Here is a 23869-nt window from a genome sequence, read left to right as displayed (position 1 = left end):
ACGGCAGCTTGATCCTCGGAGCAGAGCTTCTTTACATCGGCCCGATCCGACCCGGCACAGCTTAACAATCCCGAACAGGACGTCTTTGAGCGCGGCTGTCTCCCTGCCAGCAGGCGCCTAGGCTCCTGTTGTATTTAGACTAGAAGTTAGAGTTGAAGTGTCCCTGTTTGTGCAAAGTTGGAATGTCACTCCGCCCGGATTTCGATGAGGTGGGGGTGCCATCTCGATCGAAACTGCATCAAGCCCTTTATGCGAGCCGTCGCATAGCCGTCAGCTGTTTGCCAACGCCTCTCCCCAACGTCCTTCTCGAACCGACGCGCGACATCGACCTGCAAATCAGGCCCTTGGACGGGATCGAGCGGCGGCTCACCGCACAATTCCGGTACCGATCAGTTTGACAACTACAGGTTCGCGCAAGCCAATCTGATTACACTCCTCTTTGCTGGGCAGTGAATTTTCAGAGCGTTGGTTCTTTTCAGAGCCCGGCCAAACAGGCGGTGCAGGCTTCGAAACGCTGAACTTTATTGTATTGGCTAACGCAAGAGTTTTTACATATGACGTCGATTGTTTCCTCCCTTACCAGCAGTCAGATCAGGTCTCTTGCAACGTCCACGGTTGCAGCCTGGACGACGGAAGATGTGGCCTCGCTTACCACCAAGCAGATCAGCGCGCTTTCGTCGTCTCAAATCGCTGCTTTGGACACGGAAGATGTCGATGTTCTCAGCTCGCAGCAATTAAGTGCCATTTCACAAAGTGCCATTGTCGGTTTGACCGTGGATCAACTGGCTGTCTTGAACAGCACTGACATCGAAAGCCTGAGCTCGCTTCAAATTGCGGCAATCACGACCGCGCAGATTGGCGCATTGACGACAGATCAGGCACAGGCCCTGACCTCATCTCAGGTGGGTGCTCTCAGTTCGTTGCAGCTCGCCGCTTTAAGCGCCGCGGATGTGGCGACTTTCTCGACCACCGATCTCGCGGCGATCACCAGCAAAGCCATATCGGGCCTGTCCACGGCCGCTATCGCAACCCTCTCGACGGATCAGATCTCTGCCCTGAGCGCGAGCGCGATCGCGGGCCTCACCACAAGCCAGATCGCGGCGCTGAGCACATCGCAGGTTGCCGCCTTGACGACGGCCCAGGTCGGCGCGCTCAAGGCATCGCAAATCGCGGCCATGGGCACGAAAGACATTGTGGTGCTTTCCACCGCCCAGCTTGTTGCTCTCAGCACAGGTGCGGTTGCGAGCTTGACGACCAACCAGATCGCCGCCCTGAGCGCGGCACAGGCCGAGGCACTGTCGGCCACGCAGGTAAAGGCGCTGAGCTCAACCCAGATTGCAGCCCTGGGGTCAGATGATTTAGCCACCTTCTCGACCGCCGATATGGCGGCGATCACCAGTCAAGCCATATTGGGCCTGAGCACGGGCCTTGTCGCCGCCCTTTCCACCGAACAGGTCGCGGCCCTGAGCACGAGCGCGATCGCTGGTCTGACGACCAGCCAGATCGTCGCCCTCAGCACGGCGCAGATTGCCTCGTTGACGACGAGCCAGGTCGGCGCCCTCAAGGCATCGCAAATCGCGGTCCTCGACACGAACGACATCACGGTGCTTTCCACCGCGCAGGTTGCCACCCTGAGTAAGGGTGCGATCGCCGAGCTGTCGACCAGCCAGATCGTCGCCCTCAGCACCGCGCAGATTGCCGCCTTGACGACGACCCAGGTCGGCGCCCTCAAGGCGTTGCAAATCGCGGTGATGGACACCAACGACATCACGGTGCTTTCCACCGCGCAGGTTGCCGCCCTCGGCACATCAGGCATTGCGGGTCTGACGTCCGGCCAGATCGCCGCCCTGAGCACGGCACAGGCCGAGGCATTGACGACGATCCAGGTCGCAGCCTTGAGCTCGACCCAGATCGCGGCCCTGGGAACGGACGACATAGCCACTTTCTCGACCGCCGATATGGCGGCGATCACCAGTCAAGCCATGCCGGGCCTGAGCACGGCCGTGATCGCCTCCCTCTCGACGGACCAGATCGAGGCACTGAGCAAGGCCGGCATTGCGGGCTTGACGAGCGAGCAGATCGCCGCCTTGAGCACGGCGCAGGCTGGAGCATTGACGGCGAGCCAGGCCGCGGTTTTGAGCTCCAGGCAGATTGCGGCTTTAGGTACGGCTATCGTCGCATCCCTGTCCACCGCGCAGGTTGCCGCCCTCAGCACATCAGGCATCACCGGGCTGACCTCCGACCAGATCGTCGCCTTGAGTACGACACAGACCGAGGTCCTGTCTGTCGCACAGGTGAAGGCGCTGAGCTCAACCCAGATCGCGGCGCTCGGAACGGACGACATAGCCACCTTCTCGACCGCCGATATCGCGGCAATTACCGGCAAGGCGGTCACCGGCTTGAGCACGGGCCTTGTCGCGGCGCTTTCCACCGCGCAGGTCGCGGCCCTTAGCACGAGCGCGATCGCGGGTCTGGCGACCAGTCAGGTCGAGGCCCTCTCGACGGAACAGCTTGTTGCTCTGAACACGAGCGCTGTCGTTGCCCTGACGACCGGTCAGATCGCCGCCTTGAGCCCATCGCAGGTCGCCGCCTTGACGACGACCCAGCTTGGCGCCCTCAAGGCATCGCAAATCGCGGTCCTGGACACGGCCGACATCGCGGCGCTTTCCACCACGCAGCTTGCCGCCCTCAGCACATCAGGCATCACGGGTCTCACCTCCGATCAGATCGTCGCCCTGAGCACGGCGCAGGCCGAGGCACTGACCACCTCACAGGTGAAGGCGCTCAGCGCCGCCCAGATCGCGGCGCTCGGAACGGACGACTTGGCCACCTTCTCGACTGCAGATATGGCGGCAATCACCAGTAAAGCGGTAACCGGCTTGAGCACGGCCGGCATTGCCGCGCTTTCGACGGATCGGATCGCTGCTCTGGGCACGACCGCCGTCGTTGCCCTGACGACCAGTCAGATCGCAGCGCTCGGCACATCGCAGATTGCCGCCTTGACGACGGAACAAGTTGGCGCCCTCAAGGCGTCGCAAATCGCGGTCGTGAACACCAAAGACATCACGGTGCTTTCTACCGCGCAGGTTGCCGCCCTCAGCACATCCGGTGTCACGGGACTGACCTCCGACCAGATCGCCGCCTTGAGCACGGCGCAGGCCGAGGCACTGTCCGCCTCACAGGTGAAAGTGCTGAGCTCCGCCCAGATTGCGGCGCTCGGAACGGACGACTTGGCCACATTCTCGACCGCCGATGTGGCGGCGATCACCAGCAAGGCCATGGCCGGCTTGAGCCCAGACGGCATTGCAGCACTCTCGACCGATCAGATCGCCGCCTTGAGCACGAGCGCCGTCGTTGCCCTGACAACCAGCCAGATCGCCGCCTTGAGCACCAGCCAGGCTGGCGCGCTGACGACGACCCAGGTCGCGGTCCTCAGCTCAACCCAGCTCGGCGCTCTTGGGACGGATGACATAGCCACCTTCTCGACCGCCGATATCGCGACGATCAGCAGTAAAGCCATATCGGGCTTGAGCGCAGAACAGATCGCAGAGCTTTCCACCGCACAGGTTGCGGCCCTCAGCGCGAGCGCGGTTACTGGCCTGACGACCAGCCAGATCGCAGCCCTGAACACCAGCCAGGTTGCCGCCTTGAGCACCGCTCGCGTTGCGGTGCTGAGTTCAACGCAAGTCGCGGCCCTGGGGGCGAATGTCGTCGCATCCCTTTCCACTGCGCAGGTTGCGGCCCTCAGCGCCGCCGGTACGGCGGGTTTGACCACCGAACAGATCTCCGCCCTGAGCACGACGCAGGCGGAAGCATTGACGACGACCCAGGCTGCAGCGCTGACTTCAACACAGTATTCCGCCTTGGGGACGGATGATATCGCGACCTTCTCGACCGCCGATATTGCGGCGATCGGCAGCAAAGCCATATCGGGCTTGAGCACGGCCGTCACGGCAGCCCTCTCGACGGATCAGATCGCTGCCCTGAGCGCAGCAGGGGTTGCAGGTCTTTCGAGCAGCCAGATCGCGTCCCTGAAGCCGGCGCAAATTGCCGCCTTGACGACCGCGCGGGTTGCGGTGCTGAGTTCGGCGCAAGTGGCGGCTCTCGACAAGGACGCCGTTGCTTCCCTTTCCACTGCGCAGATCTCTGCCCTGAGCGCGGCCGGCATTGCGGGTCTGACCACCGAACAGATCGACACCCTGAGCACGGCCCAGGCAGCGGCATTGACGACGACGCAGGTCGCCATGTTGAGCTCGACCCAGCTTGCGGCCCTGGATGCGAACGATATCGCCGCATTCTCGACCGCCGATATTGCGGCGCTCGGCAGCAAAGCCATATCGGGCTTGAGCACGGCCGTCATAGCAGCCCTCTCGGCGGATCAGATCGCCGCACTGAGCACGGCCAGCGTCACAGGCCTGACCACCAAACAGATCGACGCGCTGAGCACCGGTCAAATTGATTCCCTGCTCACCAAGCAGGTTGCGGCGCTGAGTTCAACGCAAGTCGCCACCCTCGGTACGGATGTCGTCGCTTCCCTTTCCACCGCACAGATTGCCGCCCTGAGCACATCCGGCATTGCGGGTCTGACAACCGATCAGGTCGAGGCCTTGAGCACGGCGCAGGCAGAAGCATTGACGACGGCTCAGGTCGCCGCGCTGAGCTCCACCCAGGTGGGTGCTCTGGAACCCAATGACGTCGCCACTTTTTCGACCGCCGATATCGCGGCGATCACCAGTAAAGGCATGTCGGGCTTGAGCACGGCTGTCATAGCGGCGCTTTCGACGGATCAGATCGCCGTCTTGAGTGCATCCGCGATCGCCGGGCTGACCACCAGCCAGATCGCCGCCCTCGGCACGTCGCAGATTGCCGCCTTGACCACCGCGCGGGTTGGAGTGCTCAGCTCAGCGCAGGTGGCTGTTTTGAGCACCGATGTCATCGCCGCCCTTTCCACTGCGCAGGTCGCCGCTCTGAGCGCATCCGGCATTGCGGGTCTGACCACCGAGCAGATCGCCGCCCTTTCCACTGTACAGGCGGAGGCCCTGACGACGACGCAGGTCGCCATGCTGAGCTCAAATCAGATAGCCGCCCTGCAGACGGATGATCTGGACGCTTTCTCGACCAAGGACATCGCGGCGATCGGCTCGAGCGCCGTATCAGGCTTGTCCACGACCGCTATGGCTGCCCTCTCGGCGGATCAAATCGCGGCCCTGAGCACGTCAGGCATTGCGGGTCTGACCACCGAACAGATCAATGCGCTGAATTCCGGTCAGATCGACGCCTTGCTCACCAGGCAGATTGCAGCGCTGAGTTCGACGCAAGTCGCCACCTTGAGTACGGATCTTCTCGCCGCCCTCTCCACTGAGCAGATCGCAGCCCTGAGCACATCAGGCATCGCAGGCCTTTCCACCACACAGATTGCGGCGCTGAGCACCGCCCAGGCCGAGGCCTTGACGACCACGCAGGTCGGCGCTCTCAATTCCAAGCAAATCGCTGCTTTGAGTCCGGACGACATAGCCACGTTCTCCACCAAGGATATCGCGGCCATCAGTTCGGGTATCATATCGGGATTGTCCACCGCCGTTATCGCGGCCCTCTCGACGGATCAGGTCGCGGCCCTGAGCACGTCAGGCATTGCGGGCCTTTCCACCAAACAGATCGTCGCTTTGAGCACAGCACAGCTTGACGCTTTGACCACCGCTCAGATCGGCGCCCTCAGTTCGACACAGCTTGCTGTGCTGGATGCCGACGACATAGCCACGTTCTCGACCAAGGATATCGCCGCCTTCAGTGCGAGCGCCATAGCGGGATTGCCCACCGCTGTCATAGCCGTCCTCTCGACAGATCAGATCGCGGCCCTGAGCACATCCGGCATCGCACAGCTTTCCACCAAACAGATCGCCGCCCTGAGCACCGCACAGGCCGAGGCATTGACGACGATCCAGGTCGGGGCGCTGAGTGCGACGCAGCTTGCGGCCCTGGATACGGACGATATAGCGACTTTCTCAACCAAGGATATGGCGGCGATCGGTTCGAGTGCGATCACCGGATTGTCCACGACGGTTATCGCCGCGCTGTCCAGTGCTCAGATCGCTGCCCTGAGCACGGCCGGGATTGCCGGCCTTTCCACCAAACAGATCGCGGCCTTGGACGCCGGGCAAATCGACGACTTGCTGACCAAGCAGGTTGCTGTGCTCAACTCGACGCAGATCGCCGCCCTGAGCACCGCTGCGGTCGCTTCCCTTTCCAGCACGCAAGTTGCCGCGCTCAGCACGTCCGGTATTGCGGGTCTGACCACCACGCAGATCGCTGCGCTCAACACAGGTCAGGTTGGGGCCCTGACGACGACACAGGTCGGGGCTCTCAGCTCCAAGCAGCTTGTCGCCCTGAGCACGGATGATATCGCGGCCCTGTCAACCGCCCAGATTGCGGCGCTGAGCACGACCGGCATCGCCGGCCTGACGACCACGCAGATTGCCGCATTGAGCACGGACCAGGCCGAGGCTCTGACGACGCCCCAGGTTGCGGTGCTGAGCTCGACCCAGATTGCGGCGCTCGGAACGGACGATCTCGAGACCTTCTCGACTGCCGATATCGCGGCGATCAGTTCGAGTGCCATTTCGGGATTGAGCGCGGACACGATCGCAGCCTTTTCGACGGACCAGATCGCGGCTCTGGGTACGGCTGGCATTGCGGGCCTTTCCACCGCGCAGATCGAGGCCTTGAGCACCGATCAGCTGGAGGCCCTGACCACAGCTCAGGTCGGCGCGCTTGGTTCCAAGCAAGTTGCTGTCTTGGCGACCGCTGATATCGCGGGACTGACGACCGCGCAGATCGCGGCACTCAGCACGGCCGGCATCGCAGGTCTGAGCGCCGCGCAGATTGCCGCATTGAGTACCGATCAGGCCAGTGCCCTGACGACACTGCAAGTCGCAGTCTTGAGCTCGACCCAGATCGCGGCGCTCGGAACGGACGATCTCGAGACCTTCTCGACCGCCGATATCGCAGCGATCAGTTCGAGCGCAATATCGGGATTGACCGCAGACACGATAGCAGCCTTTTCGACGGGCCAGATCGCGGCCCTGGGCACGGCTGGCATTGCGGGCCTTTCCACCGCGCAGATCGTTGCCTTGAGCACTGGCCAGCTTGAGGCCCTGACGACCGCTCAGGTCGGCGCGCTTGGTTCCAAGCAGGTTGCTGCCTTGAGTACCGATGATATCGCGGGACTGTCGACCGCGCAGATCGCGGCTCTGAGTGCCGCCGGCATCACAGGTCTGAGCAGCGCGCAGATTGCCGCACTCAGCACAGGTCAGGTTGAGGCCTTGACGACGACCCAGGTCGGGGCTCTCAGCTCCAAGCAGACCGCGGCGCTCGGAACGGACGATCTCGAGGCGTTCTCGACCGCCGATATCGCAGCGATCGGTTCGAGCGCACTATCGGGATTGTCGACAGCCGTTATCGCGGCTCTGTCGACTGCCCAGATCGCGGCCCTGAGCACGGCTGGCATCGCCGGCCTGGCGACCGCGCAGATTGCCGCATTGAGCACCGATCAGGCCAAGGCTTTGACGACGAGCCAGGTTGCCGTGCTGAGCTCAGCCCAGATTGCGGCGCTCGGAACGGACGATCTCGAGACCTTCTCGACCGCCGATATCGCGGCGATCAGCTCGACTGCCATATCCGGTTTGAGCACGGCCACCATCGCAGCCTTATCGACGGGTCAGATCGCGGCCCTGGGCACGGCTGGCATTGCGGGCCTTTCCACCGCACAGATCGAGGCCTTGAGCACCGATCAGCTGGAGGCCCTGACCACCGCTCAGGTCGGCGCGCTTGGTTCCACACAGGTTGCCGTCTTGACGACCGATGATCTCGCGGCCTTGTCGACCGCGCAGATCGCGGCTCTAAGCGCCGCCAGCGTCGCCGGTCTGAGCAGCGCGCAGGTCGGTGCTTTGAGCATCGAGCAGGTTGAGGTGCTTTCCACCACACAGATTGCCGGGTTGAGTTCGGCCGGCATCGCGGGCCTCGCCACCGACGACCTGGCAACCTTCTCAACAGCCGATATCGCAGCGATCAGCTCGGCTGCCATACAGGGATTGTCTACCGACTTTATCGCCACTCTCTCCACGGCTCAAATTGCCGGCCTGGGCACGGCAAGCATTGCCGGTCTGAGCAGCGTTCAGGTCGCAGCCCTCAGTATCGAACAGGTTGAAGCGCTTTCCACCACCCAGATTGCGGCATTGAGCTCGGCTGGCGTCGCAGGCCTGACCACCGAGGATCTGGAAAGCTTCTCGACAAAAGAACTGGTGGCGATCAGCTCGAGCGCCATATCGGGATTGTCCACAGCCGTTGTCGCCACGCTTTCCAGCGAGCAGGTCGCCGCTTTGACAAAAAGCCAGGTCGCCTCGCTGGGTTACAAGCAGGTGGCGGCCATGAGCACCGATCAAATCGCGGCCTTGTCGACGGCGCAGATCAGTGCCCTGAATGCAGTGCAGCTCGCCGCACTGGACACGGACGACCTCGCTCTCTTCTCCACCGACGACATCATCGCCTTGGGTTCAAGTGCGATTTCGGGACTGACCACCAGAGCCATCGCCGCCTTGACGACAGAACAGGCGGAGGCTTTGACCTCAAGCCAGGTCACCGGCCTGACTTCGGCCCAAGTCGCGGCACTGACCACCGAGGAGCTGGCAACCTTCTCGACCGCCGATATCGCATCGTTCAGCTCGACCGGTGTGGCTGGATTGTCCACGGACGATATTGTGAGCCTGTCGAGCGAGCAACTGAATGCTCTCATGGAAACCCAGATGGGGAATCTGAGTTCGGACCAGATAGCGGCAGTCATTTCGGTTTATCTGAATGCCTGATCGCACGGCGGGAGCGCGAGCGAGCAGCGCAAGGATTTCGGCCATCGCAAGGGTCGCAGTCCCACGCTGATTTCAAGAGGTGTCTGCCCGACATGTTTAGAGCAAGCTATCGCCGTTAGCTATCGTTAGCCTTTCGCAAATGGTAGCAATGCCGGCCGTCAATTCGTGGGATGTCCATGGTCACCAATGATGCATCAGCGCCAATTCCCGTTCCGTCACTGGCTGGGATCCTGGAGCTCGCGCGCACTCAGCGCCTTTCTTTCACGGACTTGTTTCAGTTCGCCGAAAGTCGCAGCGCCGTCGGGCAAAGACTCGAGGCGGCAGAGGTCTACAAGGTCTGGATCGCCTTCAACGAGACTCATCCTTTCCTGCATCTCGTCTATTTCAATTATTCGGTCACCCTGCGGCAGTTGGGCGACGTGGCAGGCTCGATCCACGCATTGCGCGCCTGCTTGAAACTTAATCCGCGCTTTGGACCGGCGCACATCAATCTTGGACGGGCGTTGGAAGACAGCGGCGTTGCCACGCAGGCCATTCTGCAATGGCAGAGTTTCGTGGAGATGACTGCGGAGAGCACAGCCGACGGGCTGCTGCATCGCCTGCTGGCGCTTCAGCACATCGGGCGCGTCATGGAAAACGCGGGCCTCCTGGAAGACGCGGAAACGGCATTGTGGCAGGCGATGGAACTGCGGCCCGACAAGACGGAAGCCGGGCAACATTGGAGCGCGCTCCGCCAGCGCCAGTGCAAGTGGCCGACGCTGGTGCCGTCGGACCATGTCTCCATGCGTCACCTGCTCGATTCCATGTCGCCGCTGGCGCTCGCCTGCTTTTCCGATGATCCATTATTCCAGCTCGCCAAAGCCTACCGCTACAACAAGGCCTTCGTCGGACGTCCGGATACCAGCGGCTTCTCACGCAAGGTGCCGAAGCAGAAGACGGGAACCGGCCAGCGCCTTCGCGTCGGCTATGTCTCCTCGGATCTGCGCGACCACGCGGTCGGTTTTGCGCTTAGAGAGGTGCTGGAGCTGCATGACAAGAAGAGCCTCGAAATCTACGCCTATTATTGCGGCGAGCCGGTTGCAGGGGATGCGACCCAGGCACGCATGAAAGCTGCCGTTGATTGTTGGCGCGATATTGCCGCGCTGAGCGATGCCGACGCTGCAAGGCAGATCGCCGACGACGACATCGACATTCTTGTCGATGTCAACGGCTACACCAAGCATGCACGAACGAAAATCTTTGCCTACCGGCCAGCGCCTGTGGTGGTCAACTTTTGCGGTTATCCCGGCACCATGGCCAGCCCGTTCCATCACTACATCATCGCCGACGAACACATCATCCCGCCCGAGAACGAGATCTATTATTCGGAAAAGGTGCTCAGGATTGCCTGCAACCAGCCGATCGATCGCAAGAGGGTGATCGCCGAAAGGCCGTCGCGAGCAGAAGCCGGACTGCCGGAAGACGCCTTCGTTTTTGCCTGCTTCAACGGCATGCAGAAAATCACGCAGGAAACCTTTGCCGACTGGATGAAAATTCTTCTTGCGACGACCGGCAGCGTGCTCTGGCTGCTCGCTGGAAACGACGATGTGGATCAACGCCTGCGCCAGGCAGCGGAGAAAGCCGGTGTCGCGCCGGAACGGCTCATTTTCGCGCCCAAGGCGCCGAATGCGAAGCATCTCGCCCGCATCGCGCTCGCCGACCTGTTCCTCGACACATTTCCCTATGGAGCGCATTCCACCGCAGCCGACGCGCTCACCATGGGACTGCCTATCCTGACATTCCCCGGCAAGAGCTTTGCCGCGCGTTTCTGCCATAGCATCGTTGCCGCCGCCGGCGTCCCGGAACTGATCTGCTCGGGGCCGCAGAGCTACATCGAAAGAGCCATTGGCTTTGCAAACGACCCCAAGAGCCTGAGAACGATCAGGGAATCCTTGCAGGCAAAACGGGAGAGCTGCACGTTGCGCGACATTCCAGCTCTTGCCGCCCGCCTCGAGGCGCTTTTCTGGCAAATGCAAGCAGAATCCGAAGGCGGTGAAACACCTGTGCCGGACTTGCGCAACCTCGGCATTTATTACGACATCGGGATGGAACTCGTTCAGGACAATATCGCGTTTTCGGACGATCGGGCTTACAGGCAGGCTTACCGCAACAAGCTGGCCGAATGGCACGATTATGCGCCTTTCCCCTACGACAGCCGCCTGGCGACGGAAGGGTTCACCGCCTCGACAATAAGCGCCACCGGGAAGAGCTGATCGGCAATGCCGCGGATTGAAAAAATTGCCGTCGTCGGCGCGGGCCTTTCAGGTGCAGTCATCGGGCGTGAACTGGCCAAGGCAGGTCACGAGGTCGACGTCTTCGAAACGCGAAACCATATTGCCGGCAATTGCCACACGGAGCGCGACGCGGCGACCGGCGTCATGGTTCATGTCTACGGGCCGCACATTTTTCACACCGATGACAAGGACGTCTGGGACTATGTGAATGTCTTTCAGAATTTCCTGCCCTATAAGAACCGGGTCAAGACGACCAGTTCCGGGCAGGTCTATTCCCTGCCCATCAACCTTCACACGATCAATCAGTTTTTTGGCAAGGTGTTCAGGCCTGACGAGGCGCGCGCTTTCATCGACAGCTGCTCGGACAAAAGCATAAGCGATCCGAAGACCTTCGAGGATCAGGCGCTGCGCTTCGTCGGCAAGGACCTGTATGATGCCTTCTTCAAGGGATATACGCAGAAGCAATGGGGATGTTCGCCGGCCGAGCTTCCGGCGTCCATCCTGAAACGGCTTCCAGTCCGTTTCAACTACGACGACAATTATTTCTTCCACAAATACCAGGGCATGCCGGAGCACGGCTATACCGAGATGATCGGGCGAATTCTCGATCACACAAATATAACAGTCCATCTGGAAACGCGCTTCGATAGCGGTCTGCGCAAGAGCTTTGACCACATATTCTATTCCGGTCCGCTCGACGGCTATTTCGAATACGAATATGGCCGTCTGGGATATCGCACGCTGGATTTCGAGCGCTTTACCTATGAGGGCGACTACCAGGGCTGCGCGGTCATGAATTATGGGGATGTCGCCGTGCCCCATACGCGGGTGACGGAACACAAGCATTTTTCCCCATGGGAAGATCATGCCGGCTCGGTCTGTTATCGCGAATTTTCCAGGGCCTGCGGTCCGGATGACATCCCCTACTATCCGATCCGCCTGATAAAGGAAAAGGAGCAGCTTGGCCAATATGTCAGGCGCGCCTTACAGGAGGCTTCCGTCACCTTCGTCGGCCGGCTCGGGACCTACCGCTATCTCGACATGGACGTGACTATTCGCGAAGCCTTGGACACCGCACGGCTATATCTCTCCACGAGCGCCGGTGAGACGCCCATGCCTGCATTCTTGCATCCGCCGCTCCAGATGCCTTGATTGGCGCCGGGACGAGGGCGCGAACCCGCCTTTCCCGGCCGGGTCCGGCGTTGAAGTCATTTCAAAAATTTGCAGCATGCTTTTTTGGCAGTGCTCGTCCCAGTCGTTCGAATCCCGCTGCGCCGGGCGAGCGAGGGTGGCGATAGGCGTTAGCGAAGTCTTTTCCGGACACGGAGGCCCTGTTCCGCTCAGCCCTGGGAGCGGTCAAAAAAGCCGCAGTTCTAGAATTATTTTCTCCAATCATAGGAGTTATTTGGAATCGATCGGAATAGTCATCTCCGGTTACCGCTTATAGTCTATTAAATTCATAGACTATAAGCATGCCCCCCGCCGAATATGCGTCGCAAGAGGACCCATTTTACGGATGATCGCAATGGCCAAACAGGTGATCGAATATGCCGGCGTTCCGGTCGGCATCGTCGTTCCAGACAAGGACCTGCTGAAGTTCATCGCCGTGAAGTTTCATGTGCATGACCTCGACGGCCAGCACTTCGCCGCGCCATCGGATGTGCTGCGGGCAATCCACAAATTGATGTCGGCATCACAAGCCGGCATTCATCGCGCCGCCTGATCGGAGAAACACCATGGGCAGGCTACGCCAATTCTTCCGGCTCTCTGCGTTGCGCGACGAGCTCGAAACGAGGTTGCTTGCTCGAGAGTATCGCTCCCTGCTTCTCGACGACCATTTCGAAGACGGCACGGAGAGGGAACTCCAATCGACATACGCGGAGCTCACCATCGAAATCTCTTCGCGCCAGTATCGGCACCGCCATTGAAAGCGCACCCGCTGTTCACGCCATCCTGAACAGCGCCGTCAGCGCTCAAGAAGTGACTGTCAACACCATCATCGACCTGTCGACCGCTTCCATTATCGATCGGCTGGCGTTGCGACCCAATCCCGAGCCGGGTTTTACCGGACCTCAAATTCCGGATCCGGCGGGACCTGCAAGGCCAGCGCAAGATGATTTGTCTGCGCCGCAAGCCCGATGATCGTTAGAAGTTCGCCATGCTGTGCATCCGTCATGCCGCGCGAACGGGCCGCTGCGGTATGGGATTGAATACAGTACTGGCAAGCATTCGCCGTCGACACCGCTATGTAGATCATTTCACGTGTCAATGGATCGATCGCACCTTCCACGGTCATGACCGATTTCAGCGTTTCCCATACCCGCTTGAGGTTTGCGGGATCGTTCGCAAGCGCACGCCAGAAGTTGTTGATGAAGTCGGTCTTGCGCGTCGCCCTGATGTCGTCGAACACGGCTTGAACGGCCGGAATGGCCGCAGCCTCTTGGTCAGACAGGAGCTTGACTGTTGCCATCGAAAGTTCCTTTCCGGCGGCCTCCATGGACGGCCGTAAACGTGATCTTTTCTTCGGTTGCGTCGGCAGGCGAGAATTCACCGACAAGAGGAAATATCTAACGCAGCCGTTTCGGGGAAGCGGGCAAAATTAGAATTATTATAGAATTTATAGATTATCCTGTTCCCTAGCCCTGTCGAGTTTAGCGATGAGATTTTCGATCGCCCGGTGGATGCCCATCGGGTGCATGTGACTTGCCGTCTTCTTCCAAGACCAACCAGGAGCTTTCCATGAGCAATCCAGTTCTCGTCAATCAGATCATTCCCGAGTCCGATGTCGTGCCGCTGACCGGCCGTGTCGGCGCCGAAATCAGGGGTATCCGCCTTGGCGGAGAACTTTCCGACGCGACGGTGGCAGCCATCAACCAGCTTCTCCTGAAACACAAGGTCATCTTCTTCCGCGACCAGCAACATCTTGACGATACCGAACAGGAAGCCTTCGCACGCCGCCTGGGCGACCTTGTACCGCATCCAACCCAGGGTCCGGTGGCCGGCACGGCTTCCATCCTCAATCTCGATTCCAGCCGCGGCGGCGGCAGGGCGGACCAGTGGCACACCGATGTCACCTTCGTGGATGCCTATCCTAAATTCTCGGTCCTTCGCGGCGTCGTCATTCCGGCAGCTGGAGGCGATACGATCTGGTCCAACACGCATGCCGCATATGAAAGTCTGCCGGCGCCGCTCAAATTGCTGGCGGACAATTTATGGGCCATTCACAGCAATGCCTATGACTACGCAGCCGTGCGCCCTCGCGCCACCGCTGAAGAGAAGAAGCATTTCGAGGAAGTCTTCACCTCGACCATCTACGAGACCGAGCATCCAGTCGTACGTGTCCATCCCGAAACCGGCGAAAGATCGCTGCTGCTCGGCAATTGCGTTCAGCGTCTAGTCGGCCTGTCGAAGAGCGACTCCGCGAAACTTTACGAGGTGTTCCAGTCCTACGTGACCGCCCCGGAAAATACCGTGCGCTGGCGCTGGAGAGCCGGAGATGTCGCAATTTGGGATAACCGCGCGACCCAGCACTATGCGGTCAACGACTACGGCGACCAGCACCGGGTCGTGCGCCGCGCCACCGTCGATGGCGACGTCCCTGCCAGTGTCGACGGTCGCCGCAGCGTCACCCACGTTAAGGCTGCCCGGCCGAAAGCAAATGCCGCATGAGCGCGGCCGGACAGTGGAAGGACATGAAACTCGCAAGCGCTTGCCGTGCTGATCGCCTCGGCTGGCGCAGGCTCCGGAATCCACTTGAAGTCGGTTGCTGCAAAATTCCTTAAATCGGCATCGATTGAAGGATAACATCATGCAGTATGTCAAAGTCGACAGCGCCCTCTGCGTATGTGGAAATACGCGCGGCGCTGTCGTGAGATTCCAAGAGCGCACTATCGATGACATCGAGGCAGAAGGGAGATTAGCAATGAGGCGGTTTGCGACACGCGTTGCCATGATTTTCGGGATGACATTTTTCTCGGCCGTTGCGGCCGCTCGGGCCGACGAGCCGGGGCTCTGGAAGGTTTACAACGACGCCTTCAAGGGCGCGAAATATGTGGATCTGACCCATACCATAACTCCGAAAATCCCCGTTTGGGCGGGCTTCGGCAATTCAAGCTTTGCACCGGCAAAGGCGGGTGCGAATTTGGAAGGCTTCGCCAAGCAGGGCGATGTCTACACCTACGACAAGCATGGTTTCGAAGCGACGAGCTACCTGCTGACAACAGATCAGCTCGGCACGCAGCTCGATCCGCCGGCCCATTGGGCACCGGAATATGCCGCAATCGACGAGTTGCCGGCGACCTTCGCGGTCCGCCCGCTCGTCGTCATTTCTATCGAGGACAAGGTGAAGGCCGATCCCGGCTATCACCTGCAGGTCTCCGACATCAAGGATTTCGAGGCGAAACACGGAACGATTCCCGAAGGATCGGTTGTCTTCGTCCGCTCGGGCTGGTCCAAGACATGGCCGGACCCGGCGCTCTCGACCACCACGCCTTTTCCGGGCGTCAGCCTGGATGCGCTGAAATTCCTCCATCTCGAGCGCAAGATCCTGTTTCACGGCCACGAGCCGCTCGATACCGACACCACGCCCAACCTCGAGGGCGAACACTGGCTGATGCATAACGGCTTTGCGCAGGCCGAAGGCGTTGCCAATCTCGATCAGGTCCCGGAAACGGGTGCATTGGTCGCGATCGGTTATCCGAAATTCGGGGGTGGGCTTGGCGGCTATGCCCGCTATATCGCCATCTGCCCTCCGGATTGGCCGCATGGCGTGACCATCGGCTCGGTGCCGGAAGCGCCGCTCGCAAAATTTGACAAACCGCTTCACTACGATGAAGCGGCAGGCATGCGCATTCGATAAATCGGGCGGCGACATCAAGTCCGCTCGGAGAGGTCATTGCCTTTTGGCACACGCCGATCATCCACATAAGGAGGATGTTCGCGTTTGGCGACCGCCAATGGCACGACATCGAGCTCGATGACAATGATCGAGCTCGTTTGGTCGTGGGATCGATGAGCGGTTGTAAGGGCGTCACGGCAAAGGCGCGGTCGGCAAGCAGGCACGGTCCGGATGGCGAGGCCCAGTTTTCGAAGCGAATCCCTGATACACCGAGGAAAAATCAGAAGAGGAACACATCCATGACCGCTCAACCCGTTGCCACCCGCATCGTTCTTGCATCGCGCCCATCCGGAAAGCCGGTGGCGGCGAATTTCCGGCTCGAGCGGGAGACGGTTCGCGATCTCACCGAGGGCGAGGTTCTTCTTGAGACGCTTTATCTTTCCCTGGACCCCTACATGCGCGGCCGCATGGACGATGCCAAATCCTATGCCAAGCCGGTCGACATCGGCGGCGTGATGGAAGGGGGCACGGTCGCGCGGATCGCACGCAGCCGCAACGCGGCGTTCAAGGCGGGGGACATCGTGCTTTCGCATTCCGGCTGGCAGAGCCATGCGATTTCAGATGGTGCGGACTTGCGGAAGCTCGATCCGCAAACCGCACCGATCACGACGGCACTCGGCATTCTCGGAATGCCCGGCTTCACGGCCTATGCCGGGCTTCGCAATATCGGCAAGCCCAAAGAAGGCGAAACGCTTGTGGTCGCCGCGGCGAGCGGCGCGGTTGGCTCGGCAGTCGGGCAGATGGCAAAGATTTCCGGGGCACGTGTCGTTGGAATTGCAGGCGGGCCTGAGAAATGTGACTACATACGCCAGGCGCTCGGCTTCGATGTCGCCATAGACCATCATGCAAGCGATTTTCCGGCACAACTTGCAGCCGCTTGTCCGAAGGGTATCGATGTCTATTTCGAGAATGTCGGTGGCCACGTCTGGAGCGCGGTGTTTCCATTGCTGAACGACTTCGCACGCATACCGGTCTGCGGGCTGATCGCGCATTATAACGAAGGATCCTCTGCCTTGAGCGGACATGATCAGCTTCCTGCGGTGATGCGCGCCATCCTGCGCAAAAGCCTCACCATCCGCGGTTTCATCCAGCGCGAATTCGCCGATCAGCGTCCTGACTTCTATCAGCAGGCTGGAGCGTGGATCACCGAGGGACGGCTCAAATACAAGGAGGACATCGTTGACGGACTTGAAAACGCTCCAGAGGCTTTTCTTGGCCTTCTGGAAGGGAGGAATTTCGGAAAACTGATCGTGCGCGTCGCGCCCTGAAACATCGCCTTGACGTTTCCTATTTCGCGGCGCGGTTCTTTTTGCTCGTTGTCGCAACAGAACAAAAAAGCCAATCCCTAAGAAGCGGATGCCGGAGCACGTATATTCTATGAAAAAGATAGAGACACTTTAATTTAGCCTCATCCTATTCCGGAGGCTATGATGAAGATTACAAGACGCGCTTTCACGGCGGTGGTGGCAGGCGCCATCGCGACACCTTTGACGCATGTTCGACTGGCTGGCGCAGCTGACAAGGTCGTGCGTATCGGCTACCAGAAATATGGAACTCTGGTGCTTCTCAAAGGCAAAGGGACGCTGGAGAAGAAGCTTGAATCGGTCGGCTACACGGTTGAATGGACCGAGTTTCCAGGCGGCCCTCAACTGCTCGAGGCGCTGAACGCCGGTGCCGTCGATTTCGGATCGACCGGCGAAACGCCGCCGATCTTCGCCCAGGCCGCCAACGCTCCGCTCGTCTACATCGCGCACGAGCCCCCTGCCCCGCGCGGCGAAGCCATACTTGTCCCGAAGGACAGCCCCATCAAATCGGTCGCGGAGCTGAAGGGCAAGAAGGTCGCCTTCAACAAGGGCTCGAACGTGCATTACCTGCTCGTCAAGGCGCTCGAAGAAGCCGGCTTGACCTACGAGGACGTGGAAGCATCCTTCCTCGCCCCGGCCGACGGCCGCGCCGCCTTCGAAAAGGGCGCGGTCGATGCTTGGGTCATCTGGGATCCCTTCCAGGCAGCGGCGGAAGTGGCGGTCGAAGCGCGAGAACTCAGAAACGGCGAGGGCATCGTTCCCAATCACCAGTTCTATCTCGGCACCAAGGCGCTGGTCGACGGCCACGCCGAGGCGATCGATGTCTTGATCGAGGCCATTTCCGAGATCGACGAATGGACCAAGTCCGATACCGCGGCTGCGGCGGCCGAGCTGTCACCGTCGGTCGGCATCCCCGAACCTGTGCTCGTCAAGGCGCTCGAGCGTCAGTCCTACGGGGTCAAGAGCCTGGATGACACCGTCGTCGCGCAGCAGCAGAACATCGCCGACACGTTTTTCAAACTGAAGCTCATTCCCAAGCAAGTGAAGATTGCGGACGTCATCCGCAAGAGCAAGGCGTGATCCCCACCTGAGATCCTGGTCCCAGCGGGAAGGTCTGGCCAACCTTCTCGTTAGGAGCCGCGTTGTGAGCCTGCCGAGTGTAGCAAACCTCCGGCGCGTGAGGCGTTATGCGTCATCATCCCTAGAGCCCGAAGGAACGGAACGACTGATGCGGTTAGTTGGCGAGGCCCCCGCGCACTACGCCTTTTGGACGGATATCGCCGTGCTCCATCCGTCGCTACAATCCTCGCGCGAAATGACGGGGATGGGGGATGCGTCAGGGTTATCGCAATCCACAAAAGAGACCGGTGCTTCTCAAGTTTCCGGGTTTGGTCATCGGCGCGCTCGCGTTTGGTGCGGCCGGCGGCTGGACCGCGAGCGACTTGCTGGCCTCATGGAGCGCTTCTGGCGGCTCCGGACAATCGTGCAGGATCAAGGGCAACATCTCCATCAACACGGGCGAGCGTATCTTCCACCTGCCGGGGCAGCGACGCTACGCAGAGACGAAGATCAGCCCCCAGTTCGGGGAAAGATGGTTCTGCTCAGAATTCGAAGCGTGGGCCGCCGGCTGGCGGAAATCGAAATCGTGATGCTTCGGCGTGGGGCCGGAGAAGCTTTGGCGCGGGCATGCCGCAGAGACCGGGCCGCATCGACTTAACACGTTCTCTGGGAAACGATGGTGCTACGGATCGGGGACTAACCCAGCCCCGATCCGTCAATCCAAGTTGACGTGAGAATCCTCGATAAGCCTTTAACCGCGCTCGCACCGGCGCCCGTCGTGGGACACCGCGAAGTCGCAGCAGTATCGGCTGCTACTCTCCCGTTTGGGGGTTCCTTGCAATTCGTTCGCCGGTTTGGGGGTTTCTTGCCCCTTCGCCCTGCACTTTCCCCGAGCCTGTCGGACCACTCTCCTTGGAGCCAGGCGCTTCGGCCCCGTTTTGCGGCCCGCCCAACCAATCATCGGTCTCGCCGGTACGCTGCTCATTCCATTTAAGCTGGCCCCGAAGATCTTGAGATACTGGCTGGGGAGGCTTTGCCGTGCCAGACGAGTTGGAAGGAGCGGCTTGGCTGGGGTCTTCGGGCGCAGCCGCGTATTCTGGGGGGTCTTGGATTGTCTTCTTGGCGGGAGGCGTCTTAGAGTTATCGGTCATCACGATCTCCACTGTTGCGCCTTGTTGGATTGGGTAAGGCGGACCAACGAAAATTATCAGACCAACGAATTGAAAACTACCGTAGGATTTAATGGTATATTTTACCGTCTCAGGTTGTAAACTTAGATCGACCGGCGAGAGCGGCGGAAAAGATTTCCCTCGAAGACCTCACAGAGGACATAGCGCCGCGGATTGCTGACCAGCCTGAATGCTCGCCCGCAGACGCTTTTACGTGCTATGATGGGCCGCACGGCTCAAGCTCGACGTCGGCAATATGGCAGAGCCGAAAGCTACTTTGCCCCGGCGTAGAGATTTTGCGCCCAGCACGGGTTCGAGCCCCGGAGCGCTGGGTGTGTTGCCTTTTTTGCTGATCCGAGGCGAGGAGGTTGTTCATGTCCACGAGTAGTGTTGACCGCCCGCTGCAACCCGGCGACCGGGCACCGAATGTTGTATTCGACGCGATCTCGCGCGAAGGCAAGATCGCGCTCGATGATTTTCGAGGCCGCAGCCCGTTACTGATCGGTTTGTTTCGAGGCCTACACTGTCCGTTCTGCCGGCGTCATCTCGCGGCGATGGCGCAACTCAACCCGGCCCTGAAGGAGAAAGGCATCGAATGTCTCGCAGTGGTCAAGACGCCAGTCGAGCGGGCGCGGCTCTACTTCCGCTACCATCCGCTACCCGACCTTCTTAGCGCATCCGACCCGGTGGGGGCTTCACATCGCGCCTTCGGTTTACCCATCCTCGAGTTCACGGAGAATGAAACCGAATGGCCGCACAAGCTCGGAATGGACGCGGTCATGACAATGCGGATCGATCTGCCGGGGGAGTTGCCCGTGCCGATGAACCCGGCTGCGGCGGGCGACTTTCTTGAGAAAAAGGACTGGTATGAAATTACGGCGGCCGACCGGCAGATTATGATCGCCGGTCACATGCCGCTTATCGGCGAGTTCCTGCTCGATCGGGAAGGCACTGTGCGCTGGAGTTTCACAGAAGCCGAAGAGGAAGGCCAAAATCTATGCCGGGCGCCGAGTCCCGAAGAATTGATGTCCGCAGCTTCCCAAGTCGCACATCTATAAGCTGCTGAAAATCTCGACGACCACCGTCCTCAGACGGTCGGCAGCCTTTACCAATACTCGGCGGACTCGCAGGGCTTCCCGTTGTTGACGATGATCAGCAGGTCGAAATCCGCCCGATAGCCCTTCGTTGTGAAGGGTTCATCCACCCAGCCACCTTTGGCCTAGAAGCCAAACAGGATGATCTTCAGGATCCGGCCACTTCCAACACCGCGCCTAATTTAACTGTTGGCGAAATGATGTAGGGCCAAGCCGAGGTCGGATACGCGCCTAAGCTCCTCGGCCGCGTGCATTGCCTGTGGCTGATCGGGTCCGTATGACTGCCGCCGGCTAACGGCTCGCGGCCGTAGTCGATGGCGCTTCCCATAAGGCGGGGAACCTCGTCGCAGCTGCGAGCTGAGCGGCGTCGATCCGGCCGCGCGAGGCCAGCATCGTGATGTCGCTCTCCTTGATGTTGATGATCGCTGGGACCGTGCGCGGTTCGTCGCATCTGACGGATGTCGAACCAGCGACCCCTTGACCCCAGGAATTGGAGCCGTGATCGACGGTTTTGCCGCCGATCGCGACGCCTTCCAGCATTGTCAATGTCCGGACCTGGACTTGGGCCTCAGATATGCAGGGCACTTCCCAAAGCTTTCAGCGCCGCCTCCATCACCGCTTCGCTGCGGGTCGGATGTGCATGGATGGTGCCTGCGATGTCTTCCAGACGCGCACCCATCTCGATGGCCAGCGCAAAAGCCGCCGAGAGCTCGGAGACCCCGGCGCCCACCGCCTGCAGGCCGAGCACGAGATTGGTGTCGGCGCGGGCCACCACGCGCACGAAGCCCTCTTCGGATAGCATCGTCATCGCCCGACCGTTGGCGCTGAACGGAAACTGGCCGGTGCGGATTTCATAGCCTTGCGCCTTCGCCTCTGCCGGCGACAGGCCGGCGCTGACGATCTCCGGGTCGGTGAAGCAGATGGCGGGAATGCATCTTTTGTCCCAGGCCCGCTTCTTGCCCGCAATGATCTCAGCCACCATCTCGCCTTGCGCCATGGCCCGGTGGGCAAGCATCGGCTCGCCGGTCACGTCACCGATCGCATAGATGCCGCGCATCGACGTGCGGCAACGATCGTCGATCCTCAGATAAGGGCCGGCACGATCGAGATCGAGCTCTTCGAGACCCGACCCAGCCGTTCTCGGGCGGCGGCCGACGGTGACGAGGATGCGGTCCGCCGGCAGGCTTTGCTGACGGCCATCCGGTGTTTCGACGATCAATGCGTCGCCATCGTCGGCAAGGCCGATCGCCTTGGCGCCGGTCAACACCCGGATACCGCCTTCGGCCAACTTGCGCATGACGGGCCGCACCAGCTCGGCATCATATTGGGGCAGCACCTGCGGCGTCGCCTCGACGACCGTCACATCAGATCCCATCTTGGAAAAGGCCGTCCCGAGCTCCAGCCCGATATAACCGCCGCCGACCACGACGAGTTTGTTCGGCAGCTCGGTCAGCGACAGCGCCTCTGTCGAGGACATGACGCGGCCGCCGAAAGGCAGATCGGCAAGCTCCACCGGATCGGAACCGGTGGCGATCACCACGGTCTCGGCCCGGATGATCTGCTGGCCGGTTTCCGTCTCCACCTCCACCGTCTTGCCGTCGCGGAAGCGGGCCCGACCGTGGACGATCTTGACCCGCGCCTTTTGCAGCAGTCCCGAAACACCGCCTGTGAGCCGGCCGACGATCCCGTCCTTCCAGGCAATCGTTCTGCCGAGATCGATCGAGGCGCCTTCGACGCGGATGCCCATCGGGTTCCTGCCAGCCAGCATCTTTTGCGTCGCGTCGAATTCCTCAGCCGCATGGATCAGCGCTTTGGAGGGAATGCAGCCGACCGTCAGGCAGGTGCCACCCGGTTTACCGGCCTCGACGATGACGGTATCGATGCCGAGCTGTCCGGCGCGGATGGCGCAGACATAGCCGCCCGGACCGGCGCCGATGACGAGGAGCTTGCAGAGGATCTCTTTCATGGATCTCAGCCTTCGATGAAAATGAGCGCCGGCGTTTCGATCAGCGTGCGGATGCGCTGCACGAAGTTTGCCGCATCCCAGCCGTCGATGATGCGATGGTCGAAACTGGAGGAAAGGTTCATCATCTTGCGCGGCACGAATTGCGCGCCGTCCCAGACCGGTCGCGTGGCGATCTTGTTGACGCCGATGATCGCCACCTCGGGATGATTGATGATGGGTGTCGAGACGATGCCGCCGAGCGCGCCGAGCGAGCTGATGGTGATGGTGGAGCCGGAAAGCTCATCGCGCGTCGCCGTCCCGGATCGTGCTGCTTCCGCCAGCCGGTTCATCTCGGCGGCGCAATCCCAGATGCCGCAGGCTTCCGCATGCCGGACCACCGGCACGGTCAGGCCGGCCGGCGTCTGTGTGGCGATGCCGATATGGACGGCACCGTGGCGGGTGATGATGCCGGCATCGTCGTCGAAGGTGGCGTTGACGTCAGGCTGCTCGGAAATCGCCTTGACCAGTGCGCGCATCAGGAAGGGCAGAACAGTCAGCTTCGGGTGGCCTGGCCTGCGGTCGCCGTTCATGGTGGCGCGAAGCTCCTCGAGCGCGGTCATATCCACTTCCTCCACATAGGTGATGTGGGGGATGCGCGAGGCGGAAAGCACCATCTTCTCGGCGATGCGGCGGCGCAGGCCGGTCAGCTTGATCTCCTCGGTCGCCGTCTTCCTGGCAAAACCGTTCTTCACTGCTGCGGGAGCGGCTCCTGGGGTCAGGAATTGCTCGATATCCTCGCGCAGGATACGCCCGGCCGGTCCTGTCCCCTGCACCTGCCTGAGATCGACACCGCTTTCCCTGGCAAAAAGCCGCACCGAGGGAGCGGCAAGCGGCTTTTCCGTCGATGCAGCCGCCGGCACTGGCGCTGGCGCTGGCGCTGCCGGGGTAGGTTTTGCAATGTCGGCCCTGGGGGCTTCGGCAATCGGCGCCTGCCCAATCACCACAGGCTGCGTCTCGCCGACATCTCCCGCCGTCTCGATCCGCACCAGCGGGGCCTTGACCGCGATGCGGTCTCCGACCTCGCCGGCAAGCCAGATGACGGTGCCATGGACGGGCGACGGAATTTCCACGGTGGCCTTGTCGGTCATGACGGCGGCAATCACCATGTCCTCGCGGACGGGATCGCCTGTCTTCACGTGCCATTCCACAATCTCGGCCTCGGCGACCCCTTCCCCGACATCGGGCATCTTGATGATGAATTCGCCCACGG

At 60.9% G+C, this 23869-nt stretch carries 15 protein-coding genes and 1 pseudogene; 11 read left to right on the top strand and 5 right to left on the bottom strand.

The genetic code is table 11. The annotated features are described in order from the left end of the window. Positions 1-554: 554 nt before the first annotated feature. From FHT69_RS17360 to FHT69_RS17340, 5 genes are all read left to right on the top strand, one after another. Positions 555-8858 (top strand): hypothetical protein, encoded by an 8304-nt coding sequence (locus tag FHT69_RS17360; RefSeq protein ID WP_183905688.1) that lies wholly within the window; start codon positions 555-557, stop codon positions 8856-8858. Positions 8859-9034: 176 nt separating this feature from the next. Beyond that, positions 9035-11110 (top strand): glycosyl transferase, encoded by a 2076-nt coding sequence (locus tag FHT69_RS17355; RefSeq protein ID WP_183905687.1) that lies wholly within the window; start codon positions 9035-9037, stop codon positions 11108-11110. 6 nt (positions 11111-11116) lie between these two features. After that, entirely contained in the window at positions 11117-12283 is a 1167-nt protein-coding gene (locus FHT69_RS17350) for a UDP-galactopyranose mutase (protein WP_183905686.1), read from the top strand. 373 nt (positions 12284-12656) lie between these two features. After that, positions 12657-12854 carry a hypothetical protein gene (locus FHT69_RS17345; RefSeq protein ID WP_183905685.1) on the top strand — a complete coding sequence of 66 codons (198 nt, stop codon included), beginning with the start codon at positions 12657-12659 and terminating at the stop codon, positions 12852-12854. Positions 12855-12867: 13 nt separating this feature from the next. Next, on the top strand, positions 12868-13059 hold the full coding sequence (locus tag FHT69_RS17340) for a hypothetical protein (protein WP_183905684.1): 192 nt from the start codon (positions 12868-12870) through the stop codon (positions 13057-13059). A gap of 134 nt (positions 13060-13193) precedes the next feature. Here FHT69_RS17340 and FHT69_RS17335 read toward each other — a convergent pair whose 3' ends face one another. Further along, positions 13194-13601, bottom strand: a complete 408-nt coding sequence (locus FHT69_RS17335; protein WP_097542660.1) for a carboxymuconolactone decarboxylase family protein — start codon at positions 13599-13601, stop codon at positions 13194-13196. Positions 13602-13870: 269 nt separating this feature from the next. Here FHT69_RS17335 and FHT69_RS17330 point away from each other — a divergent pair, with 269 nt between their 5' ends. The 6 genes from FHT69_RS17330 (at position 13871) to FHT69_RS17305 (ending at position 20618) form a co-directional block, all read left to right on the top strand. Continuing rightward, complete coding sequence (locus FHT69_RS17330) at positions 13871-14800, top strand: TauD/TfdA family dioxygenase (protein ID WP_183905683.1); 930 nt, start codon at positions 13871-13873, stop codon at positions 14798-14800. 292 nt (positions 14801-15092) lie between these two features. Beyond that, positions 15093-15989, top strand: coding sequence for a cyclase family protein (locus FHT69_RS17325; RefSeq protein WP_164735890.1), 897 nt, complete (start codon positions 15093-15095; stop codon positions 15987-15989). Positions 15990-16267: 278 nt separating this feature from the next. Then, the gene (locus tag FHT69_RS17320) at positions 16268-17296 is read left to right on the top strand and encodes an NADP-dependent oxidoreductase (protein WP_097595462.1); all 1029 of its coding nucleotides are present in this window, start codon (positions 16268-16270) and stop codon (positions 17294-17296) included. A 162-nt stretch (positions 17297-17458) separates the two neighbouring features. Continuing rightward, positions 17459-18412, top strand: coding sequence for a sulfonate ABC transporter substrate-binding protein (locus tag FHT69_RS17315; RefSeq protein ID WP_063475905.1), 954 nt, complete (start codon positions 17459-17461; stop codon positions 18410-18412). Between the two features lie 251 nt (positions 18413-18663). After that, complete coding sequence (locus tag FHT69_RS17310; protein ID WP_097630243.1) at positions 18664-18981, top strand: succinoglycan biosynthesis protein exoi; 318 nt, start codon at positions 18664-18666, stop codon at positions 18979-18981. Positions 18982-19934: 953 nt separating this feature from the next. Then, positions 19935-20618: a redoxin family protein gene (locus FHT69_RS17305; RefSeq protein WP_097542467.1), complete on the top strand. Its 684-nt coding sequence runs from the start codon at positions 19935-19937 to the stop codon at positions 20616-20618. Between the two features lie 30 nt (positions 20619-20648). Here the strand turns inward: FHT69_RS17305 and FHT69_RS34270 are convergent. The 4 genes and pseudogenes from FHT69_RS34270 to FHT69_RS17290 form a co-directional block, all read right to left on the bottom strand. Further along, positions 20649-20815, bottom strand: a pseudogene (locus FHT69_RS34270) (nucleotidyltransferase); the annotation flags it as partial. A 130-nt stretch (positions 20816-20945) separates the two neighbouring features. Next, a complete protein-coding gene (locus FHT69_RS34815; RefSeq protein ID WP_097542468.1) occupies positions 20946-21194 on the bottom strand; it encodes a hypothetical protein in 249 nt (82 codons plus the stop codon). A gap of 28 nt (positions 21195-21222) precedes the next feature. Further along, positions 21223-22620, bottom strand: a complete 1398-nt coding sequence (gene lpdA / locus FHT69_RS17295) for a dihydrolipoyl dehydrogenase (RefSeq protein WP_097542469.1) — start codon at positions 22618-22620, stop codon at positions 21223-21225. Between the two features lie 5 nt (positions 22621-22625). Further along, positions 22626-23867 carry a dihydrolipoamide acetyltransferase family protein gene (locus tag FHT69_RS17290; protein WP_183905682.1) on the bottom strand — a complete coding sequence of 414 codons (1242 nt, stop codon included), beginning with the start codon at positions 23865-23867 and terminating at the stop codon, positions 22626-22628. Between the last annotated feature and the right edge of the window lie 2 nt (positions 23868-23869).

The organism is Rhizobium sp. BK008, from assembly GCF_014197345.1.
Taxonomy (GTDB): Bacteria; Pseudomonadota; Alphaproteobacteria; order Rhizobiales; family Rhizobiaceae; genus Rhizobium; species Rhizobium anhuiense.
Note: the sequence above shows the minus strand (reverse complement) of the source record. Positions and strands in the feature narration are given on the sequence as shown.

Coding starts and splice junctions, on each gene's coding strand:
- FHT69_RS17315 (WP_063475905.1), top strand. CDS start 17,459: ATGAAGATTACAAGACGCGCTTTCACGGCGGTGGTGGCAGGCGCCATC.
- FHT69_RS17335 (WP_097542660.1), bottom strand. CDS start 13,601: ATGGCAACAGTCAAGCTCCTGTCTGACCAAGAGGCTGCGGCCATTCCG.
- FHT69_RS17320 (WP_097595462.1), top strand. CDS start 16,268: ATGACCGCTCAACCCGTTGCCACCCGCATCGTTCTTGCATCGCGCCCA.
- FHT69_RS34815 (WP_097542468.1), bottom strand. CDS start 21,194: ATGCTGGAAGGCGTCGCGATCGGCGGCAAAACCGTCGATCACGGCTCC.
- FHT69_RS17355 (WP_183905687.1), top strand. CDS start 9,035: ATGGTCACCAATGATGCATCAGCGCCAATTCCCGTTCCGTCACTGGCT.
- FHT69_RS17325 (WP_164735890.1), top strand. CDS start 15,093: ATGACATTTTTCTCGGCCGTTGCGGCCGCTCGGGCCGACGAGCCGGGG.
- FHT69_RS17340 (WP_183905684.1), top strand. CDS start 12,868: ATGGGCAGGCTACGCCAATTCTTCCGGCTCTCTGCGTTGCGCGACGAG.
- FHT69_RS17305 (WP_097542467.1), top strand. CDS start 19,935: ATGTCCACGAGTAGTGTTGACCGCCCGCTGCAACCCGGCGACCGGGCA.
- lpdA (WP_097542469.1), bottom strand. CDS start 22,620: ATGAAAGAGATCCTCTGCAAGCTCCTCGTCATCGGCGCCGGTCCGGGC.
- FHT69_RS17345 (WP_183905685.1), top strand. CDS start 12,657: ATGGCCAAACAGGTGATCGAATATGCCGGCGTTCCGGTCGGCATCGTC.
- FHT69_RS17310 (WP_097630243.1), top strand. CDS start 18,664: ATGCGTCAGGGTTATCGCAATCCACAAAAGAGACCGGTGCTTCTCAAG.
- FHT69_RS17360 (WP_183905688.1), top strand. CDS start 555: ATGACGTCGATTGTTTCCTCCCTTACCAGCAGTCAGATCAGGTCTCTT.
- FHT69_RS17330 (WP_183905683.1), top strand. CDS start 13,871: ATGAGCAATCCAGTTCTCGTCAATCAGATCATTCCCGAGTCCGATGTC.
- FHT69_RS17350 (WP_183905686.1), top strand. CDS start 11,117: ATGCCGCGGATTGAAAAAATTGCCGTCGTCGGCGCGGGCCTTTCAGGT.